The following is an 18,111-nucleotide window of genomic DNA, read 5'->3' as shown; positions in this document are numbered from 1 at the left end:
TATCTCCTCCCATAACCCTACCTTTGTCGCCATTTTCAACGACAAAGGTAGAAAGTTATGAAAGATAGTATTGATTTCGGCAGTATGAACATCTCCACGTTGTTCCGTAAGTTACTAATTCCTACGGTACTTGGGATGGTATTCTCGGCTCTGTTCGTTATTACGGACGGGATATTTGTAGGAAAAGGAATTGGCAGTGACGCGCTGGCGGCAGTAAATATCACTGCACCGCTTTTTATGATCGCAGCGGGTATCGGACTGATGTTCGGAGTGGGAGCTTCGGTGGTGGCTTCCATTCATTTATCTCAGGGAAAACGCAAAGTAGCAAGTATTAATATCACTCAGGCAATTGCTTTTTCCACATTGCTCATACTTATCCTGTCTGCTCTGTGCCTTTATTTTATAGAGCCATTAGCCAGATTATTAGGTAGTTCGGACCGATTGTTGCCGTTAGCTGTAGAATATATGGCATGGTACATTCCTTTTCTCGTATTCTACGAAGTCTTAAATATAGGTATGTTCTGCATCCGTCTGGACGGTTCACCCACCTATGCCATGATGTGTAATGCGGTTGCAGCCATACTCAATATCATACTGGATTATATATTCATCTTCGAACTTGGTTGGGGAATAATGGGAGCAGCTTTTGCCACCAGTCTGGGAACTGTCGTGGGAGGGTTGATGACACTGATTTACTTACTCCGTTTCTCTCGTACCCTCCATCTATGCCGGATAAAGTTAAGTATCAAAAGTCTGTTACTGACTCTTCGCAACATCGGTTATATGATTAAACTGGGAAGTTCTGCTTTTATCAGTGAAGCCTCCATTGCCTGTATGATGTTTCTGGGGAACTACGTTTTCATCCGCCATCTCGGTGAAGACGGAGTGGCAGCATTCAGTATTGCCTGTTACTTCTTCCCTATCATCTTCATGGTCTATAATGCCATTGCACAATCCGCACAGCCGATTATCAGCTATAACTTCGGAGCCGGACAACCCGAGCGTGTACGAAAGACACTGCATCTCGCCATTCGGACCGCTTTAATCTGCGGTATCAGCTTTTTCATTCTTACCGCACTATGCTGTCAGGACATTGTTTCGTTATTCATTGACCGCAGCTACGCTGCATTTGATATAGCAGTAAACGGGCTTCCTTATTTCGAAGTAGGATTCATTTTCTTTGCCGTCAACATGATTGGCATTGGTTATTATCAGAGTGTCGAAAGAGGTCAGCGGGCAACAATTATCACTCTTCTCCGGGGAGTCGTATTTATGTTGATCGGATTCTTTGCGCTCCCTCCGGTATTGGGTATACCGGGTATCTGGCTAGCCGTACCATTGGCAGAGTTATTAACCACTTTCTATATTTTCGGAATTTATTTGAAAGATCGTTTCATTGTCTGCCGACGATAAGTATCTTTGCAATATGAGAACATTCATTGAAAAACTTTGCGATAGATACAAGGTATCAGAAACCGATGTACAGTCTCTACTGAACTGTATGGAAGAGGTACATTTCAAAAAGAGAGATTTAATAGTACGCGAGGGGACAAAGAACTGTAATCTTTATTTTATCAAGACAGGAATATTGCGAGCCTATTATCATAAAGACGGAGTGGATACTACCATCTGGTTTGCTTCAGACGGAGAAGCTGCTTTCTCCGTCTGGGGCTATGTAGATAATGCCTACTCATTAATAAATATTGAGGTCATGTGTGACAGTGTGGCCTATTGTATTTCCCGAACAGCTCTGAATCAGCTATTCGCCTCATCCATCGGACTCGCTAATTTGGGGCTCCGCCTCATGGATCATCAGTTTCTTCAACAGGAGAACTGGCTTATCAGCTCGGGAAGCCCACGGGCTAAAGAACGCTATCTCAACCTTATCAAAGAGACTCCGGAATTATTGCAATATGTACCTTTAAAACATATTGCGTCTTACTTGTGGATAACTCCGCAGTCGCTAAGTAGGATTCGGGCGAAGATAGCATCTTCTTCTCTTTAATAGACGCCTCTAAAAGAAGTGGTTCTGTCAACATGATTAGTTATAACAGAACCACTACTCGGCATTATTCCAATCACTTAATAGAGAAATAACAACTGTTTTATTTCAATTATAAATCTGAGTCCGGAGCCAAATATTTAAGTTTTCCCCACGATTTATTGGGTTCATTGCCTAACCATAGCTCAAGCTTTCCTCCTTTCGTAAAGTCTGCATGATTAAATTGTGCATAATTCCATTCCATACCGTTCAATTGCGCACGTTGGATATAACAATTTTCAGCAGAATTATTGTGGGTAGTTATAGTAAATGTACTTCCTTCATAATAATCCCCATTCAGTTTGATTGTGATCTTATCAAAAATAGGTGAAGTAATATCGTAGTATGGAGTATCAGATTCCGTACCTGTTACACTAAATAGTCCAAGTGCCATCAATGCACTGACCCCTCCCATTTGACCTTCATCTTCATCATGACCACCGTACCCTTTATCTGGAGTAATTCCTCCATACGCACGTTCTTTTACCTGACGTACCCAATATTGTGTCAACCAAGGTTTTCCACCATAAGCAAAGATGTGTGCATTAGAACATCCGGGCTGATTAGCATAACTTACGTATCCTCCACTGTAAGCATAAACAAAATCTAAATCTCTTGCCTGCTCAAATGCGAAATTTAATTTCTCGCAAAACTTATCTGCTCCTCCCATCATCTTTACCAGCTTAGGCAGTTCATGAGACAAAGACCATGTGGCCTGCCAGGAATTCGCTTCCACCCAACCGTTTCCACTCAATGCATCCTGATGCAGCCATTCACCATTTCTCTTTTTCGGAAATACCAAGCCCAGTTCCGCATTGAATAAAGGAGTCCATGCTCGTGAGCGTTTTTCAAACATACGTGCATCCGAGTGTTTTCCCAACCTTGCAGCCATCCGGCTTGCTCCCCAATCTTGAAATGCCCATTCCAGAGTTTTACTTGCATTGTCCGGACAATAACCATGACTGATATAAAACTTTAAATCATCAGCACTCTCATAGCTCATCATTCCGCCAGGCATATGATTACGTTTTATGACATCAAATGTATGCAAAGGATCGGCTTTTTTCATAATTCCTTTCATATATGTACTTACCAGCAAGCTGGTAGCCGGACAACCGCTCATAATAAATGAATATCCACCCGAACATGCCCCACGAGGCAACAGCTTACCATTATCAGCATACTGAACTAAACAAGCAGATAAATCATCCATGACTTCGGGCCATGCCAGACCCCATAATACGTTTAAATTCCAGTGTGTCAACCAAAGCCCGTCAAAGCCATACATATTAAACTTAGGTTTTCCATCCGCCGTAAGTGGAAGACGACGTACCTTCATAGGTTCAGACGTACGTTTATTGACGTATTTATTTCCGGCATAATCCGGATAATAGCCATTCACATCATTTATTTTATGTCGCCCTAGCAATACATGCCAAAGGTCAGTGTAGAATTTGATGCGTTGAGCATCCGTACCACCTTCAACAGCTATACGTCCTAAAGCCTCATTCCAGACAGAACGGGTTTCTTTACATACCTTGTCAAAATCCCAATGGTTCAGTTCCGCATCCATATTGGCTATTGCATTGTCTACGCTTGTATATGAGAATGCCATTTTAAAAAGCAACTCTTCAGCATTCAATTGTCCAAAGTTCAAAACCATACCGGCAGCATTCCCCGCAATAGCCTCAACATCGGGCAAGACACCTTTCTCATTCCATCCGTCAATGCTTTTTATGGGACGGTTACAATCTAGTACAAAGCTTATTTTTATGCTGTCAGGACCACCCCAAAAGCGTTCTGTCGTGAAAAATTCTCCTACAACACGTGTATTGCTGACACGCAGTAAGGTAGCTTTATCCATAGAGCAATTCCCTAAAACACTACCTACATCCACCAATAATTTGGCATTTACATTTTCGGTATAATTCAAACGGTAGAATGTAGCCCGCTCTGTTGCCGTATACTCCACCCAAGTCTTATACCGGTCCAAATACAGACGATGATAGCCTGGCTGAATTATTTCACTTTCATGTTTAAAAGGTGATTTCCATCCTGCCATACCTTCAGTAGGATTTATTTCCCCTACAACCGGCATAATGTTCGGACCGGAAATCATCCATTCATTTATTTGAGAGAATCCTAAGATATCCGGAAAATTATAATTATATCCGCCACCTCCCTGATTTTTATTGCGGGTGAAAGCATGAGCAGCCACCATACCAAAGGGACGTCCGCCCGGAGTACAGAAAAACCACCGTCCCCGGGTAGTTTCAATATAAGGGTCAACCCACTCTACATAGTCAGTTTGATTACCATGTGCGGCAAAAACTTCGATTTCAGACAACCCCAAATTCTTTCCATTCCCATCTGTTGCCTCAAAACGAATCCATTTCACCTTTTTCTTAGGGAAAGAGATACTTTTCGGGCTTCCATCATTGGGAATAGCTGTTACACTAAGCTGAGATCCATCACTGAAATGAAGAGTTCCACCGGCAAGGTGTTCAGCAAGAGATACCCGGTCATACAGCACCACTCGATCCACACACACTTCTTCATCCCATTCCAACTGTGCCCACGGGGTATACATGACTCCCCACGATGTAACACTTCCCTTGCAAGCCCACTCGCCCTTATCATCATACATTATTTTACCGTCAACCAGGTTGTCGGCAGCATAATTCTCATTCAACACATTAGATACCGTGACATGCGCCCGTGGGGCTATATTATCTTGTGCTGCCTGAAGTACAAGAATATTGCTGCACCATATAGCAGCTACTAGCAATCCTTTTATTATGTTTTGATTCATCATTATATTTTTATTTATTATATGTCTGCTCTCCACATTTCCGTTCTCCTACCGCAAAAGCACAATAGGTGAGATACAACACACAAAGTAAAATGACAATAACTCCAGCCGTAATTCCGGCGTTATCTATTGCAAACCCAATAACAGGAGTTACCACTCCCCCTCCGGCTACAGCCGTCAGCATTAACCCGGAAATCTGATTCATTTTTGTGGGACACTCTTGAAATGCCATCGAGTAAATAATAGAAAATACAGACGAAGCAAAAAAGCCAATTCCGCCAATACATAATAGACTAACAGCGGGATTCTGAACACTAATCAATAATACAAGCATCATGATACATGCCAGAATATTGACTTTGAAATAGCGGGCACCTGCAATGCGGGTCAGCAAGAAAGCACCGAGAAGAGCACCAACCGTTCTACTAAAGAAATATACTTGTGGAGCAAACTTCACTTGTTCCGCAGTCCAATCATACCGGATGCTCATTAATTTTGAACTGACATAATTTGTAGCGACATCCACACCTACAATAAAGAATATTCCCAAAAAAAGAATGAGTATGGTTCTATTTTTCAGCAGGTTGAAAGAATCAGAAACAGATACTTTACTCTCTTCCACCTGCTCTCTCCGAATGGGAGTAAACGTCAACCATAAAGCAAAGAATAATGTAATAGCGCCTAAAATGGGGAAACAATAATACCATTTATCATCACCAAAATGCAGGGTAGCAAATAATACAATTTCAGGACCTACCAACGAAGAGACAGCCTTGATAACCTGTCCGGCCGTCAGACTGCTAGTCAATAGCCGAGGGCTGGAAATAACATTATTCAATAACGGATTTAAAGAGATCTGTAATATGGCGTTCCCTATACCTAGCAAAACATACGCAATAACACATGTTACACTACTGTAGACCAACAATGGCAAAAACATCCCAACAACTGTTACCGCCATACTGGCGAGTACTGTATTTTTCCGTCCGTATTTACTCATTCTGTTACCAACAGGAATCCCTAAAAATAGAAACCAGATAAATACCATTGAAGGAACAAAACCTGTCATAGTTGGAGACCAATTAAAGCTCTTCTGCATATAGTCGGATGAAATACCGACTATATCACAGAATCCCATAACAAAAAAAGCGGCAAGCACGGGAATGGCTTTCAAATAAGAGTTATTCTTTACCATAACTATCACTTTAATATATGATCTACGGGTACCCAGAAGAAACGAGGCTGGTACAATGATGCCTTCTCAAATACCTTCTTCAAATCATAGGTATTAACGTTATAACACATCAATATTTTATCATTTTTCATGTATTGAGGATGTACCATTGTATTATAAGTCATCATACTGTCTTTTTCAAAATTAGGTTCATCGACCGTATAGAGCAATTTCTCATGACTAAATGCACCTTCAGGGCTGTCGGCAATATAGGAATAAATTTCTTTGGCATTTCCCGAACGATTTTGGGAAACCAACACAATTTTTTCATTTAGACTAAATACATTGAATTGCTCAGAGATATTTTTCTGAAGTCCTTCAAGTTTCGCTGTTTTAGTAGCATCCGCCTGCCAGCTAGCCCCATCCCAATACACAAAGTTCGCCAGCTTATTATCAACCAATTCAGCCTTCGCCACATGAACAACTGCCTTTGCTCCTGTCGAGTCCGACTTTGTTCCGTAAATGTAGATTGCATTTTGATAAGGCATCACTGCATGTCCATAGTGTACACCATTCTGATTGGCAGCAGGGATATTCATCTTATCAATGATCTTCATGGTTTTCACATCCAGACGAAAATAGTCACAACACATATATTCAAAACCAAAAGATCCCTCACCCACTTTCCTGAACTTGGACATGAACAAATGAAGAATACCATCTTTCACAAATCCATCTCCAGGCCAATACCAACGGGGTGAATCCCCATCCTGCTCTGCCAGTATATATGCAGAAGGATTCTTCAAATCACCACTATACAAGGTCTCCAGTTCTCCTTTCTCATTGATAATCGTAAAAGTGTTACCCATCACAAATTTAGAGTCTTTACTCCTTTTATCATCGACAACATCTCCAAAAAACGAGTCACCCCACATAAAAAGATTCCGTCCATCCTTCAAGTCTATTGATATAGCACCGTCACCTCCTGTCACTCCACTGCCAAGTCCAGGCATCAACCGTGTACACCACATTGAATCCAGTTCGACTTCCATCTGTGTTACAGATGACTTATTGTTGTTTTGGCAAGATACAAATAATGTACAGGCCAACAAATAGATAAACTTATTCATAATTCTATCTTTTTGGTTATTGTCCATAGCCTTCATTCTGCGTAATCATGTTTTGTGACAGGTCTATTTCTCTTTGAGGAATAGGAAATTTCACATGGTATTCTTTAGGAGTAGATTCCGGTTTGGCAGCCTTTATGATAGACACAAATTCTTGCGGTGTACACATCCTGGTCAAATCAAACCAACGATGTCCTTCCATCACAAATTCATGACGATACTCATTCAATACGGTCTTCTTAAATCCCTTATAGTCAGTAGGTACAGCCGTGGTCAGTCCGGCACGGTTCCTTACAGCATTAATTGCGATTACCGCCTCCTCATTAGCTCCTTGATTTATTTCATTCAAAGCTTCGGCTATAATCAAATACATCTCTGCTGTACGAATTGCCGGAAATATAGCCTCTGTATTATTCCCTTTAGGTTCGGCTTGACTATCCCAATACTTAAAAACATAGGGCTTATCGAAATCCTTAATGCTACCATCACTATAAGTAAAACTTCTCTTCAAAGTAACATCCAGGCGCTGGTCATTCTGCCGGTCAAAGCTATTCCATAAATCTTCGGTAGCATTTTCCCATCCTTGGGCATTGCTTACTCCGTCAAGGGCAGGCAATAAACGTACCAAAAACTGTGCACCTTTCCAACCTTCACTCAACGTTGCGCTAAAGTTTACTCCCCAGATTATTTCCGTATTAAAACGATTGGCCACTTTAAATAAATCACCGTAGTTTTCAAGCATAGGGAAATTCGGGATGACAGATTTAGCCTTGTCTACAGCAAGCTGGTAATGCTCCTGACTATGATGTTCTGCTGCATAAGTTAGATAAACCCTGGCTAACAAAGCTGATGCAGATGCAGGATAAGGTCTTCCTCCGCCAAAGCGTTCAGTGTACTTCAAATCGGTTTCAGCAGTCTTAAGATCCGAAAAGATCAATTCATAAATTGTCTCTTTGGAGGTCCGGCTAGTTGCATCTTCCTCTGCACTTTCAACATTATGTTCGCGTAAAGGAACATCACCAAACATCCGGATCAAATCAAAATACATCATTGCTCTAAAGAATTTTGCTTCGGCCACCAACTGATTTCTTAAAGTCACATCCATATCAATAGATGGAACTTTATCAATCACGACATTACAACATTTTATCGTTTGATAAAAATCTCTCCACAGCAATTCTACAGGCTGATTATATTGGTCTATTTGCATATTTTCCACCGATTGGTAGTCAATGCTGGTCTGATTAGTTTCCGAATTATCAGCAAACATATCCTGAAGAACCCAATAATCATTGTAGAAAGTACCACCATAGTTTTTATCCCATAACCCATTCGGAGCATATCCGATAATCAAATAATCATAAATAGCATTGGTGGCGGATATAGCATGCTGAGCTGTTTTATAATATCCTTCACTTGTAATATTCCCTTTAGGCACTTCGTCGAGGAAATCCGAACAAGCAGTGAACATGAATGCTCCACTCAATAAAATGCTTAATATGTATTTTTTCATAATCTATTCTTTTTTAAAAATTCATTCTTAAACCAAACTCATACGATTTAGACATCGGATAAGAACCATAATCAGCTCCCATTGAAAGATTGTCGTTAGAAAAACGACTTACCTCAGGATCATATCCGGAATAATTGGTGAACGTATAAATATTCTTTAATCCGGCAAAGATTGTAAGTCCCTCACAATAAAATTTCTGAAGGATGCTTTTGGGGAAAGTATAACTTAACGTGATATCTTTTATTCTGAGATATGAACCGTCTTCCACATAATGATCGGACAAAATAGTACCAGATGATTTAGTCGTGGCACGAGGATATTTATTAGTAGGATTCTCAGGAGTCCATCTTTCCAATGCTGCCACAGAATTATTTTTATGTCCGTCAAAACTTTCCAATGAAAACTTATTGAAGTTCACAATCTCATTACCTACCGCACCTTGCAAATAGACTGTCAGCCCAATGGATGAATGATCGCGCAGGTTATAAGTAAAGGTATTATTGAATCCGAAAGTAAAATCCGGATTAGCATTTCCCAACTCATATAAATCGTCCTCATTAATCACATTATCACCATTCTTATTGACATATTTACGATCACCATGTTTCAAGGTTTTTCCAGAGAAATATGGAATTTTAGACAAGTCTTCGCTCAATTGTGCTATTCCATCAGTTTTATATCCATAAATTGTACCGATAGGCTTACCCTCATTTATTTTAGTCCAATAGGTTACTCCCAAAATAGATGCCCCCGAAAGATTTTCCTGGCTTCCAGCTAAATCTGTAATTTCATTCTTATTGTAACCGAGAGTAAAATTCATATCCCAGCCGAATTTACCGGCAAAAGGTACTGCACCCAAAGCAAATTCAAAACCCTCATTACGCAGACTGCCAACATTCTTTACGGCTGTATCATAACCGGTATTAAACGACACAGGCATAGCAAGCAGCAAGTCGCGCGTATTTTTTCGGTAATAGTCCGCAGTTAAGGTAAGACGATTATTAAATAAACCCAAGTCAAAACCAAGATTCACCTGCGAAGTTGTTTCCCACTTCAAGTCTTGATTACTCAATGTATAAGGCACCACGCCGGTTGCCACTTCACTATTGCCAAAATACGCTTCTGTGTTATACATCAGCCCTTGCGAACTATATGGAGGAATTCCTTCATTGCCCACAATACCATAACTTACTCTCAACTTCATATTTGAAATGGCTTGCGCCCGCTTCATGAAATTCTCTTCTGAAATTCTCCATGCACCCGAGATTGAAGGGAAAAAGCCATATTTATTGCCCTTACCAAATTTTGAAGATCCGTCAATACGACCGGTCAGACTCATTAAATAACGACCACCGTAATTATAATTCACACGAGCCAAATAAGATAACATCTGCCATTCGGAGATACCCGAACTTGCAGCTTGACGCAACGCTCCTGATTGTATTGAGTTGAATCCTAAAAATCCGTCTGTAAAATCAGCTGTTGAAACTGCCGAATTTTCCGAGACAAAAGCTTGCGCTGTCATACCGGCCAAAGCGCTAATCGTATGCTTCTCAAAAGTGTTTGTATAGTTGACGGTATTCTCCCATACCCAGTTGTAACCGTCACGATTTCCTATGCTGGCATAGCCACCATTCGATTCTGCACGTTTAATCTCCCCGGGAGCAAAAGCCTGATCCTTTATATAGAAATAGTCAACACCGATACTAGTCTTAAAGGTTAGATTTTTAATTGGAACCCATTCTAAATAAGCATTAGCCAATGTCCGGAATGAAGTATTTCTATTTTTCGCTTCATAGGCATCTTGCACAGGATTACCCACATTATTAGTTGTAGTCAAATTGTTTTCATAAATGTAATCTCCGGATTCATTTCTCACGGGAAGAGCCGGATTCATTTCCAACGCCCAAGAAGTGATAGAAGAAGCAAATCCTCCTTCCGAGTTCGTTACTACACCATTTGAACGGCTATAACTCAGATTTACAGAAACGCCAGTCTTCAGCCATTTATTTATTTGCTGCCCCAGGTTAATACGAAAGCTTCCTTTTCCAAAATCTGAACCAATAATTATACCATCTTGCAACAGTAAATTACCGGAAACAAAATAAGTAGTTTTATCATTTCCACCTGATACTGAAATATCATAGTTCTGCATAGGTGCTGTACGGAATATCTCATCTTGCCAGTCCGTATTTAGTTTGGACAGATTATTCAACCCAGCAAAAACGGGATTTCTTTCTTCACCAGCATTGTCCGTTGCCTCATTTCCCAACTCGGCCAATTGGACCGCATTCAGCATATCCATTTTTTTAGTTACCTGCTGCAATGTGTATTTAGCTCCGATAGAGACTTTAGGCTTTCCATTCTTACCTTGTTTGGTAGTGACCAGCACCACACCATTCGCCCCACGGGCACCGTATATGGAAGTTGCAGAAGCATCTTTCAAAATTTCAATAGATTCAATATCATTGGGATTGATATTAGTCAAAGGATTAAGAGCCGGATTCTTTAAAGTCCCGGTGCTGAATGTATTTGCATCACTAATCACAGGAACACCATCAATCACATACAAAGGTTCATTGTTTCCATTAATAGAACTGGTACCTCTGATTCGAATAGAAGTTCCGGCACCTGGCTGACCCGAAGTGTTTAAAACAGCCACACCGGCTGCTCTTCCCTGAATACCCTGATCTAAAGAGGTTATCGAAGTGGAAGATAATTGTTCTGACTTAATAGTAGAAATTGACGAAGTCAGATCACTTTTCTTTTGCACACCATATCCTACCACTACCACATCAGCCAATACTTGCATATCATCTTCCAGCACTATGTGAAATTCTCTCTTTTGTGCGGTAACTTTAACGATCTTTGTTTGGTATCCTACAAAAGAAATCTCAAGTACTGATTTGTCGGGAACAGATAATGAAAACTCTCCATCCTTATTAGAAATGGTTCCATAAGTTGAACCTTGCTGTAAAATAGTAGCTCCGATAATGGGGTCACCCATTGCATCACGAACTGTACCCTTGACGTTCAAACTTTGATTCTGTGCACTAACACTTCCCAGAATAAACATCAACAACAATAAAGTTATGCTCCTAAATAAATTATTCATGTGTTTTTATGATTAGATTGTTTATTAATAAGATCCCGGATTACAAGACGCTACAATATAGTTATCCGGATTTTGTCCCCGATAAGGAGTAAAATCTTCAGTTTTGGATACTGGCGTATAAACTTCCAACACTCTTTCATTTGAAGAATAGCCATCCCCCAGCCCTGAAAGGTCTTGATAACTTTCCAATATCATTTTACGATCCGACAACTGTAATACATTATAATGAGTCATCAAAGCTTGGGACGGTGAAAACACATTATAGTGAATGGTAGATAGAGTCTTGACAGTAGCGCCGTCCATGGTAACCTGCCATGCACAATAGGAGTTTAATGTTTCCAAAGCAGCACTTGAGAATATGAATCCCCAATCAACCTGCCAAGTCAGGTCTGAATTAAACCGATGTATATCATCTTTCAAATCGGGAGTAGCTGTATCTTCTCCTTTAATAGTTTGTGATGCCAATACCCAGTCATATTTTAGCAATAACGGAATCTGCGCCAGCTCCACTGTTAAAACCAGATCTGCGGCATCCACCACACTATTATTCTCATCCATTCCATAAAAGGAGTACACTAATATTCCATTTTCATCACCGGCGATAATCTCCTCAGTGAATGTATATGGAAAGCTCAATTCCTTCACATTCAGTTCCTTTAAATAAGAACTGACTTCTTTTCCTTCGATACTTTTCTTAACCACAATTTTTGAAATCAAATCAGGATGAGACAATGACAGTTCTACAGAAACATAATCCCCAATCTTAATTTTCCCCTCCAAAATACTTAAGGTCAGTAACCCTGTCTGTTGCTTATCATCACTCTTACACGAAATAATTAATGATGATATCATTCCTAATACAATAGAAATGAAAATGATTTTTTTTAGTGTTTTCATATGATATTTAGTTTACGAATATTACGTTAAATCTATTTTTTGTAGCGCATAGGCATAAGCACCTCGCATAATAGAGCGGCTAGCACCTTCTTTACTGCACAGCACCAAGGTCTGTTTTAATTGATGATAGGTAGTAGTCAAATGAGTACCAGGAATGACAACCTGACTATCAGATAAACTCAAGAAACGAGCTCTCTCCGATTCATCTTCTCCATTATATACTTGCATAGAAACGCATGGAAACTTATTTCCCGAAAAAGTTGTCAGTTGTGCCCTAAGTTCTGTTATCAGAGCTGGTAATATATATTTTGAGGCTCCTGCGACTCCTCCACCTATAACCACCAGACCATCCACAACATTCAGTACCGAAGCAATAGCAGCACCTGCCATTATACCAAGTTCATTAAAACTTGCGATTGCTGCATGACTGTCACCTTCCTTTATACCTTCAGCAATGTCATAAATATCTTTTGGACTTAATGAAGCAGAGCTTTGTCCGGACAAATCGCTGTATACTCTTCTCACAGCGCGTATGCTAACACTTTCTTCAGCAAGCATATCCGGATATTTCTTATTTCTCATAAGCCAGATGTCCCCTCCACAACCATTATCTCCGGTCAACAAGACTTTATTTATAACAACTCCTGCACCGAATCCGGTTCCCAATGTTATACCAATCAAATTTTTATATTCCCTGCTGCAACCAGCTAAAGATAATTCCCTGTTTATCATAGGCAATGCACCCGATAAGGCTTCACCGTAAGCAAACAGATTTCCATCATTTTCTATAAAAACCGGAATTCCGTATTTATGCTTCAAAAAAGGACCTAATGCAACACCTCCTCTAAATGAAGGAAAATTGGGCAAATCTCCTATGATTCCATTCTCATAATCAGCAGGGCCCGGAAAAGCAAAACTGATCGCAACTGGGGGAACTGGTATAGCAGCTATCACTCTATCAAATCCTTTCACCAATACTTCCAGGCACTCGTCTAAGTTATCAGAAACTGCCGGAAGCCCTATTGGACTTATCATTTCATTATTCCCTTGAATGGCAGAAAATACAAAATTTGTTCCTCCTGCATCCAGAGTCAAAACTACCCGTTTATCATATTCATACATATACTATTTTAGGTTTAAAAGTTCAAGTACTAAAATCTGACATATGCCTTGATAGTGACACATTCCTTATCGCGACACTTTCCATAAGGTTTGATTGTATATTCGCCAACAGAAGCAGGAATGATAAATGTTTCCGCATAATGCACCACGAAAGGTTCAAAGGCGTGAGTAGGACTCTCAACGACGGCCTCTTCTCCCTCCAGCAGATTCAGCACATTTACACTGTCGTTTGTGTGATGCAGCACCGGTGACGAGAAACGGTGACGGCGGGTTTCGATAAATTCATTCGGATGCAATCCGGTACGTTCCTCAATCCACCCATCTCCGGAAGCCACTTCTTTAAACTGGTTGCGAAGATGTTCATTTACATATTCCGTATCCCGGTTCCAGTTGATTACGCATTTACCACGTTCCACATTGATTGGGCGTGGTTTTCCATCCAGTCCCAGACGTTGCCAGTCCCATAGTTTGAAAGTAAAGAGGTTCGGAGTCGAACTGATTTCAAGTACCATACTATTCGCACCGGAACAATGAATCGTTCCTCCCGGAATCAGGAAGTGATCGTGTTTCTTTGTCGGAATCTTGTTGACATACTTTTCTGCGTCGAACACCAATTCGCCTTTTTGTGCCTTACGCAAATCGTCGATCATCGCTTCTTTATCAACGCCCGTTTTCACTCCCAGATAAACTACGGCATCTTCTTCCGCATCTACCATGTAGTAACTTTCATCCTGTGTATAGTACATACCGAAACTATCACGGATAAATTGAGTGGTAGGATGCACCTGCAAACTCAAATTACCTCCACCTATCGTATCCAAAAAGTCGAAACGGATGGGGAAGTCTTTTCCAAAGCGTGCTTCCACCGGTTCACCAAGCAACTCTTTACTTTTCAGCAAAACCAAATCGACCGAAGGAAGTTCGAAGCGCACTCCGTTCACCTCAAAATAGAGGCTGTTTTCTTCGGGCACACAGTCAAAGCACCAGCCAAAATTTTCGCGTTCACGATCCAAGTCGCAAACTTCTTTCATCCATTGACCACCCCAGGGAGCCGGATCGAAGAAAGGAACTACCCGGAACGGTGTTTTCACCGTTGCCTCTACCCCTTTAAAGAAAGTATCCTTATCAATCATCTTCGGTGTTCCGGCCACATGGGTGTCAATCCAGAATTCTACCCTGTCAAACAATCTTTCCTTATACCTATCACATACTCTCCAATCATTGAAATAGCCTCTCTTGTATTGCAAAGAAACGGCATCTTTCCGATTGTCTATCCCTAAAGCTTTTACCTCATGCCGACGGAAACGTTGTTGAATTTCCCAACGTGCCATATCCGCATATACAATCATCGCATCCTGCGGAGCCACCATGGCAGCTCCCGTACCTATTATTACAATAGTATCCTCCGCTTCACTAATTTGCTTTTGCGCAGCAGCCAATTTATCCGCATCAAAATAATCTTCCAGCTTCAAATTGGTCACATAGCCAAACAACACATCTTCCGTCATGAAGCGTTCCGTCAAAGTTTGGATCTCTTGTTCCGGTTTCATCAAATCACGTACATTCATCACCTTTCCGGAGAATTCTTTTGAAAAAGCATCCAGCACTTCTTCTTCATATACTCCAGTATATAAATCCACTGCCAGCACTTTTCTTGCATCCATTTGCTTTTTTAACACAGAAATGATAGCATCCCAACCCTGAACAAGCATCCCCGCCAACTTCGTAGAAGGAAATTTATCATAATTAGCTTTTCTCATATTATAGTTGTTTTTAATTTTATATGTTCATACATATTTTAGATTGTGCAAATATATAGATTTTATTTTTATTCCAAACAAAACTTGGATTATTTTTTGATAAATCTTATATTTGCTGAAAATAAACCAATCCGGATAGATATGAAAATAGACCATAATAGTGATAAACCTCTTCATATTCAAGCAGAAGAGATACTTAGAAGACTCATAGAATCTGAAGAGTACAAAAACGGGAAGCTATTTCCCAATGAAGTCGAATTGTCTGAACAATTACACATTTCAAGGAACACATTAAGACAAGCTATCAACAAACTCGTATTTGAGGGACTTCTAGTACGAAAGAAAGGATACGGAACGAAGGTGGTAAAGAAAGGTATCGTAGGCGGAGTAAAGAACTGGCTTAGTTTCTCGCAGGAAATGAAGATGTTAGGTATCGAAATTCGTAATTTCGAACTACATATCAGTTTGAAACGTCCGACTGAAGAAATCGGCACATTCTTTAATTTAGGTTCTAACCCTGATGCCCGCTGCGTAGTAATGGAGCGCGTCAGAGGAAAAAAGGAATACCCGTTTGTCTACTTTATCTCTTATTTCAATCCGAACATTCCATTGACTGGAGAAGAAGACTACACACGCCCATTATATGAAATGCTGGAAACTCAATATAACATAGTGGTAAAAACCAGCAAGGAGGAGATTTCAGCGAGACTTGCAGGGGAATTTATCGCAGAAAAACTGGAAATAAAATCCAGCGATCCTATATTAATAAGGAAAAGATTTGTTTATGATGTGAACGGAGTGCCGATTGAATACAACATCGGATACTACCGGGCAGACAGTTTTACTTATACAATAGAGGCGGAAAGATAAAGAGTATGTTCATACATACACGATATAAAAAGACTATTTTAAAGGCCGAAATTCTTATCTTCCTTTAAAATAGTCTTTTTACATTCCATTTCTTTGCATTATGCTTTATCCATCATTTATCATCTCTTCTCAAACCGACCAACAGAGTGTCCGGCAAGAATCCGGTCCAAACTTTCATCCACAACACCTATCATCTGAAGCTTGGACAATAAATGATAATAGGAGATTTTTCCTACTCCTTCTATTCTCAACAGGCTTTTCCACCCTCTTCCCGATACGATTTCCAATAAGTCCTTTACCGTTCGAACATCTTGATTATACAAGACATTAGCCAACCGCGTATCAGCTACTTTACAAACGGGTAATTGAAGTATCCACTCCTCCTGCTCAATATTTATATTCTTATTATTATCTGCCAAAGATAAAAAACGGGCATTGATAGCACGTTTTCGATAAGTAGCCAATATATCTTTCTTCAGTTTTAATCCTTTAAGTATAGAGTTATAAATTTGCAATGTCTTTTCATAGGTAATTCGATGCCTACCAGCCACTTTCTCTACTGATTCTCCTATAGAAATAGAATAGAAAACATTGCGGGCAACAGGGTGAAGAATCAATGCTGCCAGTTCACGAATGATTATTTGATATAGAGGTTTACAAGTCTTCTGTGTTCTCAATACATATAGCAGATCATCGTATTTGGAAATGATAAAGTCACGTTCCAATTTCTTTTCTTCTACGATTTTGGAAAGGTAACCTGCTTCTAAACCAAGTCTTTTGTGAGCTTCCAGATAAGCATCCAAACTCTCATCATCCAAAAACAACTGATCGTTGATTCGGGAACTCGTAATATATCCAAGATTTGCCCAATTCTTTAAAATAGCTTCTTGGATGTCGCGTCTTTCAGACATCTGTTTTGTTGTGAGCCAATTTGACATAAAAAAACGGAACTAGATTAATAATATCAACTAGTTCCGTACCTTTTATTATAAAAGAGTACGGAGCTGTCACAATCCCGCAAACAGGAGGTAGTAGCGGCTACCTTTCAGACACGGGCAGACAGCCCGTACCCTATGAGAAGTCATAGAAGTACAGGCGTCTCCCGGTGTCTGAAAAAAAATCCGCTACGATTTCCTGTTCACCGAGGAAACGCACAATCGCATACCATAAAACGGCATGCTACGTTCCAATGACAAAGGTACAAATTCTTTTCGGAAAATAACAAGAGAGATTTATAAATGTTTAGGAAAGAAAACGAATGATGATTGTATAATTAAAGCGTATGTATATAAAAAGCAGGCTTCAATAAGTTTTTCGTTTCATATATAGAATAAAAGGTGTGTCGTTTTGTTTCGTATACAAAACAAAATATTTGATAAAGCTGCTCTAATCTATTTCATAATATCATTCAAGTCAAAATAAAGCAAACGTGTAGCAGAATCCACATCTTCATTATTCAAAGGAATAAATCCATTCTTATCATAAAAAGAAACAGCTGCCGCATACACATCTACAGTTAAAAAGCGACAATCCGTTTTATTTTCAAGTACATTACTTACAGCTAACAAAGCTTCCCGATAAAGAAAAGATTCGTATTTTATTTTTTTAAGATTTTCATTGCCAGTTCATAATCTTTCAACCTTTTTCCCGCTGCTCCGGCGTTTCACTACGCTTCTCTTT

General features: G+C 40.0%; 13 protein-coding genes. 3 read left to right on the top strand and 10 right to left on the bottom strand.

Translation table 11 applies throughout. From position 1 onward, the window contains the following. The first annotated feature begins 57 nt into the window (after window positions 1-57). Together N5O98_RS08440 and N5O98_RS08435 are read left to right on the top strand one after the other, a co-directional pair. Window positions 58-1,413: an MATE family efflux transporter gene (locus N5O98_RS08440; protein WP_004312385.1), complete on the top strand. Its 1,356-nt coding sequence runs from the start codon at window positions 58-60 to the stop codon at window positions 1,411-1,413. A gap of 13 nt (window positions 1,414-1,426) precedes the next feature. Beyond that, a complete protein-coding gene (locus N5O98_RS08435; protein ID WP_008776272.1) occupies window positions 1,427-2,005 on the top strand; it encodes a Crp/Fnr family transcriptional regulator in 579 nt (192 codons plus the stop codon). Between the two features lie 109 nt (window positions 2,006-2,114). Here the strand turns inward: N5O98_RS08435 and N5O98_RS08430 are convergent, their stop codons facing one another. From N5O98_RS08430 to N5O98_RS08395, 8 genes are read right to left on the bottom strand one after another with little or no spacing between them, the layout of a single operon-like run. Beyond that, window positions 2,115-4,853 (bottom strand): GH92 family glycosyl hydrolase, encoded by a 2,739-nt coding sequence (locus N5O98_RS08430; RefSeq protein WP_008776271.1) that lies wholly within the window; start codon window positions 4,851-4,853, stop codon window positions 2,115-2,117. Window positions 4,854-4,863: 10 nt separating this feature from the next. After that, window positions 4,864-6,048, bottom strand: a complete 1,185-nt coding sequence (locus N5O98_RS08425; RefSeq protein WP_004312382.1) for an MFS transporter — start codon at window positions 6,046-6,048, stop codon at window positions 4,864-4,866. A 5-nt stretch (window positions 6,049-6,053) separates the two neighbouring features. Further along, window positions 6,054-7,157: a DUF4185 domain-containing protein gene (locus N5O98_RS08420; RefSeq protein ID WP_004312381.1), complete on the bottom strand. Its 1,104-nt coding sequence runs from the start codon at window positions 7,155-7,157 to the stop codon at window positions 6,054-6,056. Window positions 7,158-7,173: 16 nt separating this feature from the next. Beyond that, a complete protein-coding gene (locus tag N5O98_RS08415) occupies window positions 7,174-8,667 on the bottom strand; it encodes a RagB/SusD family nutrient uptake outer membrane protein (RefSeq protein WP_004312380.1) in 1,494 nt (497 codons plus the stop codon). 13 nt (window positions 8,668-8,680) lie between these two features. Then, window positions 8,681-11,782: a SusC/RagA family TonB-linked outer membrane protein gene (locus tag N5O98_RS08410; protein ID WP_004312379.1), complete on the bottom strand. Its 3,102-nt coding sequence runs from the start codon at window positions 11,780-11,782 to the stop codon at window positions 8,681-8,683. Window positions 11,783-11,806: 24 nt separating this feature from the next. Next, window positions 11,807-12,679, bottom strand: coding sequence for a hypothetical protein (locus N5O98_RS08405; RefSeq protein ID WP_004312378.1), 873 nt, complete (start codon window positions 12,677-12,679; stop codon window positions 11,807-11,809). Between the two features lie 21 nt (window positions 12,680-12,700). Continuing rightward, window positions 12,701-13,801 carry an ROK family protein gene (locus N5O98_RS08400; RefSeq protein ID WP_004312377.1) on the bottom strand — a complete coding sequence of 367 codons (1,101 nt, stop codon included), beginning with the start codon at window positions 13,799-13,801 and terminating at the stop codon, window positions 12,701-12,703. 29 nt (window positions 13,802-13,830) lie between these two features. After that, window positions 13,831-15,561: a class I mannose-6-phosphate isomerase gene (locus tag N5O98_RS08395; protein WP_004312376.1), complete on the bottom strand. Its 1,731-nt coding sequence runs from the start codon at window positions 15,559-15,561 to the stop codon at window positions 13,831-13,833. A gap of 141 nt (window positions 15,562-15,702) precedes the next feature. On the opposite strand from N5O98_RS08395, the gene N5O98_RS08390 reads away from it, so the two are divergent. Continuing rightward, window positions 15,703-16,431: a GntR family transcriptional regulator gene (locus N5O98_RS08390; RefSeq protein WP_004312375.1), complete on the top strand. Its 729-nt coding sequence runs from the start codon at window positions 15,703-15,705 to the stop codon at window positions 16,429-16,431. A 119-nt stretch (window positions 16,432-16,550) separates the two neighbouring features. On the opposite strand, the gene N5O98_RS08385 is transcribed toward N5O98_RS08390, so the two are convergent. Further along, window positions 16,551-17,342, bottom strand: coding sequence for a hypothetical protein (locus N5O98_RS08385; protein WP_004312374.1), 792 nt, complete (start codon window positions 17,340-17,342; stop codon window positions 16,551-16,553). Window positions 17,343-17,822: 480 nt separating this feature from the next. Further along, window positions 17,823-17,999 (bottom strand): hypothetical protein, encoded by a 177-nt coding sequence (locus N5O98_RS08380; protein WP_008776268.1) that lies wholly within the window; start codon window positions 17,997-17,999, stop codon window positions 17,823-17,825. Window positions 18,000-18,111: the final 112 nt, after the last annotated feature.

Origin of the sequence: Bacteroides sp. LFL-34 (genome assembly GCF_027257075.1) — a bacterium.
GTDB classification, from domain to species: domain Bacteria; phylum Bacteroidota; class Bacteroidia; order Bacteroidales; family Bacteroidaceae; genus Bacteroides; species Bacteroides ovatus.
Note: the sequence above shows the minus strand (reverse complement) of the source record. Positions and strands in the feature narration are given on the sequence as shown.

Bases quoted from the DNA above. Each gene is read 5' to 3' on its own strand.
- N5O98_RS08440 (WP_004312385.1), top strand. From the start codon at position 58: ATGAAAGATAGTATTGATTTCGGCAGTATGAACATCTCCACGTTGTTC.
- N5O98_RS08435 (WP_008776272.1), top strand. From the start codon at position 1,427: ATGAGAACATTCATTGAAAAACTTTGCGATAGATACAAGGTATCAGAA.
- N5O98_RS08430 (WP_008776271.1), bottom strand. From the start codon at position 4,853: ATGAATCAAAACATAATAAAAGGATTGCTAGTAGCTGCTATATGGTGC.
- N5O98_RS08425 (WP_004312382.1), bottom strand. From the start codon at position 6,048: ATGGTAAAGAATAACTCTTATTTGAAAGCCATTCCCGTGCTTGCCGCT.
- N5O98_RS08420 (WP_004312381.1), bottom strand. From the start codon at position 7,157: ATGAATAAGTTTATCTATTTGTTGGCCTGTACATTATTTGTATCTTGC.
- N5O98_RS08415 (WP_004312380.1), bottom strand. From the start codon at position 8,667: ATGAAAAAATACATATTAAGCATTTTATTGAGTGGAGCATTCATGTTC.
- N5O98_RS08410 (WP_004312379.1), bottom strand. From the start codon at position 11,782: ATGAATAATTTATTTAGGAGCATAACTTTATTGTTGTTGATGTTTATT.
- N5O98_RS08405 (WP_004312378.1), bottom strand. From the start codon at position 12,679: ATGAAAACACTAAAAAAAATCATTTTCATTTCTATTGTATTAGGAATG.
- N5O98_RS08400 (WP_004312377.1), bottom strand. From the start codon at position 13,801: ATGTATGAATATGATAAACGGGTAGTTTTGACTCTGGATGCAGGAGGA.
- N5O98_RS08395 (WP_004312376.1), bottom strand. From the start codon at position 15,561: ATGAGAAAAGCTAATTATGATAAATTTCCTTCTACGAAGTTGGCGGGG.
- N5O98_RS08390 (WP_004312375.1), top strand. From the start codon at position 15,703: ATGAAAATAGACCATAATAGTGATAAACCTCTTCATATTCAAGCAGAA.
- N5O98_RS08385 (WP_004312374.1), bottom strand. From the start codon at position 17,342: ATGTCTGAAAGACGCGACATCCAAGAAGCTATTTTAAAGAATTGGGCA.